Genomic DNA, 2582 nt, shown 5'->3' on the forward strand with positions numbered 1-2582 from the left:
GATCGGCAGGCTCGGCCTCTTGCTTTTGTTGTATACCTTACGCGGTCACAACCTGAGCCTTTGGGAGGGTTTGGAAGTTCAGTCTCAACAAGGAATTGAGCGCTTTGGCGTGGATGGTGTGTGTGTCTTGCAAGCAGCGTTCGATGGCCGTGGTGAAAGAGCTGAAGTCGCGGTAGTACTTGGCATAGAGGCACCGTTTTTTGACGAACTTCCACAAACGCTCGATGAGATTCAAATTGGGCGAGTAAGGCGGTAGAAAGAGCAGCTCCATCTTTAGTTTTTCGGCGCAGTTTTGCACCCATGCACAACGCTGATAGCGGGCGTTGTCAAGCACGACCGTAACCGGCAGCGTGGGCCGCAGGGTAGAGAGTTTCTCGAGCAAGGCGCAGCGTATTTCCGCTCACCCCCGCGAGCCGTGCAACCTCTTGATGCGCAAGCCCCTGGCTTTTCAGCCAGAGTGCTTCCATCTTGCGTCGCACGCGTGGATGCGGATGGTGAAAGCGTTCGTGTGCCAAGGCCCGTGCCTCAGCTTGCGTAAATGCCAGTCTCAACATGGCCGCACGCCCAAAGAACAAGCAATGCTCCAATTCTACATGCGCTTAGGCTCGACAGTTAACGCAGCTTATGAGCGCGCTTGGTATACGATCGTGGGCATGTTCATACGACAGACGAGAACCGGCAACAAGGCGACGGGTGAAAGCTACGTCACCTACCGACTGGTGCGCACCGAACGCATCGGTGGCAAGGTCCGTCAGATCACGCTGTTGAACCTCGGCCGTCACTTTCCGATCAAGCAGGAAGACTGGCCGATCCTGTGCAGCCGCATAGAGCAGTTGCTCAACCATACGCAGGCGCTGATCATGCCTTTGGAATGTTCTGAATCGATCGAGCGCGCAGCGCAGCGTTACCATGGGCAGCGGGTTGCTCGCGCACCGGTCATCGCGTCGGCGACGGAGGGTGCGGCCGGATCGACCAGCGAACCTCGCCCGCCTGCGGACTTCCAGGAAGTCGATGTGGACTCGCTGCAGATGACACAACCCCGGTCGGTGGGCGTCGAACACGTCGGTCTGCATGCGGCAAGCGAGCTGGGTTTGATCGAGACGCTGAACGAACTGGGCGTCAGTGGGGTAGTACAGGCATCGATCCTGGGCAACCTGATCGGGAGAATGGGCCAGCCGGGGTCAGAGCTGGCGACCTGGAACTGGCTGCAGCAGCACAGCGCCCTGGGCGAGTTGATGGACGTCGACTTCTTGTCGATGTCGCACATGAGTCTGTACCGCGCCTCGGACGTCCTGATGAAACATCGGGAGGTGATCGAGACGCGTTTGTTCAGCACCGCCCGGACGCTCTTTGATCTGCAAGAGACGGTCACCCTGTACGACCTGAGCAACACCTATTTCGAAGGCGAAGCCGAGCTCAATCGCAAGGCCAAACGCGGGCGTTCGAAGGAGAAGCGCAGCGACTGCCCGCGGGTGACGCTCGGCCTGGTGCTCGACGGCAGCGGCTTCGTCCGGCGCTCACAGACCTTCGCCGGCAACGTTTCCGAGCCCGGCACGCTGGCGTCCATGCTGGCCGGACTGGGGACGCCGGCGGGAGCGCTGGTGGTCATGGATGCCGGCATTGCCACCGACGCCAACGTCGCCTGGCTGGTCGAGCACGGCTATCGCTATCTGGTGGTGCGTCGCGGCGGGATGCGGCAGTTCGATGCCACACGCTCGGTGAGCATCGAGACCGCTGGCGAGGAGTGGCGGCATCTCCAGAAGGAGCTGAGCCTGGATGGCCAGGAGCTTTGCCTGTATTGCCACTCGCCAACCCGGCAACTCAAGGAAGAGGCGATGCTCGCGCAATCCTGTGGGCGTTTCGAGGCCGGCCTGCAGCAAATGCGCGATGGGCTGCAAAAGCCCAAGAGCGAAAAAGGCCACGACAAGCTGCTGGAACGTCTCGGCCGACTCAAGCAGAAGAGCCGCGGCGCCAGCCAACACTACCAGGTCAATCTGGTCACCGAGAATTCCGGCCAGACGGTGACGGCGATCACCTGGCAGAAGGTGCCGGTTCCCGGCACGATGGCGACGCATCCCGGCGTCTATTGCCTGCGGACCAACGAACTCGCCTGGGATGAAGAGAAACTCTGGCGCACCTACACGATGCTGACCGACCTGGAGAGTGTGTTTCGCAGTCTGAAAAGCGAGCTCGGCTTGCGACCCATCTACCACCACAAGGAAGTCCGCTCGGACGGACATCTGTTCATCACCGTGCTCGCCTACCAGTGCGTTCAGTTCCTGCGCGTGAAACTCAAGGCCGCGGGAATCACCGACAGCTGGGCGAGCCTGCGTGACATCCTCTCGGTGCAGCGCCGGGTCACTGCGACCTTCAATCAGCGCGACGGCCGCTCCCTGCATGTGCGCAAAGCCACCGTCGCCGAACCCGACCTGCTGGCGATCTATCGCGCGCTGGGCATCAGCGCCACACCCGGAGGAATCAGAAAACTGATCAGCTGAATCAGAAATTACGGGCTTGTAGTGCCACTTGATATTTTTATGGCACGCAAGCAATTGATTCATATAGAGGTTTTTCTTGGTGTG

General features: G+C 60.1%; 1 protein-coding gene and 1 pseudogene. One reads left to right on the forward strand and one right to left on the reverse strand.

Annotated features, from left to right (window positions below; all coding sequences use genetic code 11):
• Positions 1-37: 37 nt before the first annotated feature.
• Positions 38-554: pseudogene (locus tag CAPSK01_RS02870) on the reverse strand (transposase).
• Positions 555-653: 99 nt separating this feature from the next.
• On the opposite strand from CAPSK01_RS02870, the gene CAPSK01_RS02875 reads away from it, so the two are divergent.
• Positions 654-2498 carry an IS1634 family transposase gene (locus CAPSK01_RS02875; RefSeq protein WP_034922251.1) on the forward strand — a complete coding sequence of 615 codons (1845 nt, stop codon included), beginning with the start codon at positions 654-656 and terminating at the stop codon, positions 2496-2498.
• Positions 2499-2582: the final 84 nt, after the last annotated feature.

Origin of the sequence: Candidatus Accumulibacter vicinus (assembly GCF_000584955.1) — a bacterium.
GTDB classification, from domain to species: Bacteria; Pseudomonadota; Gammaproteobacteria; order Burkholderiales; family Rhodocyclaceae; genus Accumulibacter; species Accumulibacter vicinus.

Coding starts and splice junctions, on each gene's coding strand:
- CAPSK01_RS02875 (WP_034922251.1), top strand. CDS start 654: ATGTTCATACGACAGACGAGAACCGGCAACAAGGCGACGGGTGAAAGC.